At 69.4% G+C, this 1,757-nt stretch carries 1 protein-coding gene; it reads left to right on the forward strand.

The genetic code is table 11. The annotated features are described in order from the left end of the window. Positions 1-1,757, forward strand: a 1,757-nt coding sequence (locus AC1DYP_RS24750; protein WP_477048556.1) for an IlvD/Edd family dehydratase, incomplete at both ends; no start/stop codon positions are given.

A 1,757-nucleotide genomic window follows, 5' to 3' on the forward strand; every position in this document is an offset into this window, starting at 1 on the left:
CTTCGTTCGCGCGCCTGGTTCGACAATCCGGACAACGCGGACATGACGGCGCTGTATCTGGAGCGCTACCTGAACTTCGGCCTGTCGCTGGATGAGCTGCAGTCGGGCAAGCCGATCATCGGCATCGCCCAGACGGGCAGCGACCTGTCGCCCTGCAACCGCCACCACCTGGTGCTGGCCGAGCGCATCCGCGAAGGCATCCGCACGGCCGGCGGCATCGCCCTGGAGTTCCCGGTCCACCCGATCCAGGAGACCGGCAAGCGGCCGACCGCGGGCCTGGACCGCAACCTCTCGTATCTGGGCCTGGTGGAGACCCTGTACGGCTATCCGATCGACGGGGTRGTGCTGACCATCGGCTGCGACAAGACCACCCCGGCCTGCCTGATGGCCGCCGCSACSGTCAACATCCCGGCCATCGCCCTGTCGGTCGGCCCGATGCTGAACGGCTGGCACAAGGGCCAGCGCACCGGCTCGGGCACCATCGTGTGGAAGGCCCGCGAGCTGCTGGCGGCCGGCGAGATCGACCGCGCCGGCTTCATCAAGCTGGTGGCCAGCTCGGCYCCSTCGACCGGCTACTGCAACACCATGGGCACGGCCACGACCATGAACTCGCTGACCGAGGCGCTGGGCATGTCTCTGACCGGCTCGGCGGCGATCCCGGCCCCCTACAGGGATCGRCAGCAGAACGCCTACGAGACCGGCCTGCGSATCGTCGARCTGACCCWGCAGGACATCAAGCCKTCCGACATCCTGACCCGCGACGCCTTCCTCAACGCCATCGTCGTCAATTCGGCGATCGGCGGCTCGACCAACGCCCCSATCCAYCTGAACGSCCTGGCCCGCCACATGGGCGTGGAGCTGAGCGTCGACGACTGGCAGACCTATGGCGAGGAGGTGCCGCTGCTGGTCAACCTGCAGCCGGCCGGCGARTATCTGGGCGAGGACTATTACCGGGCCGGCGGGGTGCCGGCCGTGGTCAACCAGCTGATGGGCCAGGGCCTGATCCGCCAGGACGCCCTGACCGTGTCGGGCCAGACGATCGGCGAGGCCTGCCGGGGGGCGRYCATCGAGGACGAGGCGGTGATCCGCCCCTTYGACAAGCCGCTGGTCCAGCGCGCCGGCTTCGTGGTCATGCGCGGCAACCTGTTCAACTCGGCGATCATGAAGACCAGCGTGATCACCGCCGAGTTCCGCGACCGCTACCTGTCCGACCCCGACGATCCGGACGCCTTCGAAGGCCAGGCCGTGGTGTTCGACGGTCCGGAGGACTACCACCATCGCATCGACGACCCGGCTGTCGGCATCACCGAGCGCAGCGTGCTGTTCATGCGCGGGGCGGGGCCGATCGGCTATCCCGGCGCGGCCGAGGTCGTGAACATGCGGGCCCCCGACTACCTGATCAAGCGCGGCATCCACCAGCTGCCCTGCATCGGCGACGGGCGCCAGTCGGGCACYTCSGGCTCGCCCTCGATCCTCAACGCCTCGCCCGAGGCGGCGGCCGGCGGCGGCCTGGCCCTGCTGAAGAGCGGCGACCGGGTGCGGGTGGACCTGCGCAAGTCGCGCGTCGACGTGCTGGTCACCCCCGAGGAGATCGTCGAGCGGCGCAAGGCGCTGGAGGCGGCCGGCGGCTACAAATATCCGGAAAGCCAGACGCCCTGGCAGGAGATCCAGCGGGCCATCGTCGGCCAGATGGAGACCGGCGCGGTCCTGGAACCGGCGGTCAAGTACCAGCGCATCGCCCAGACCAAGGGCCTGCC

This window comes from Caulobacter sp. P1_D6 (genome assembly GCF_056406095.1).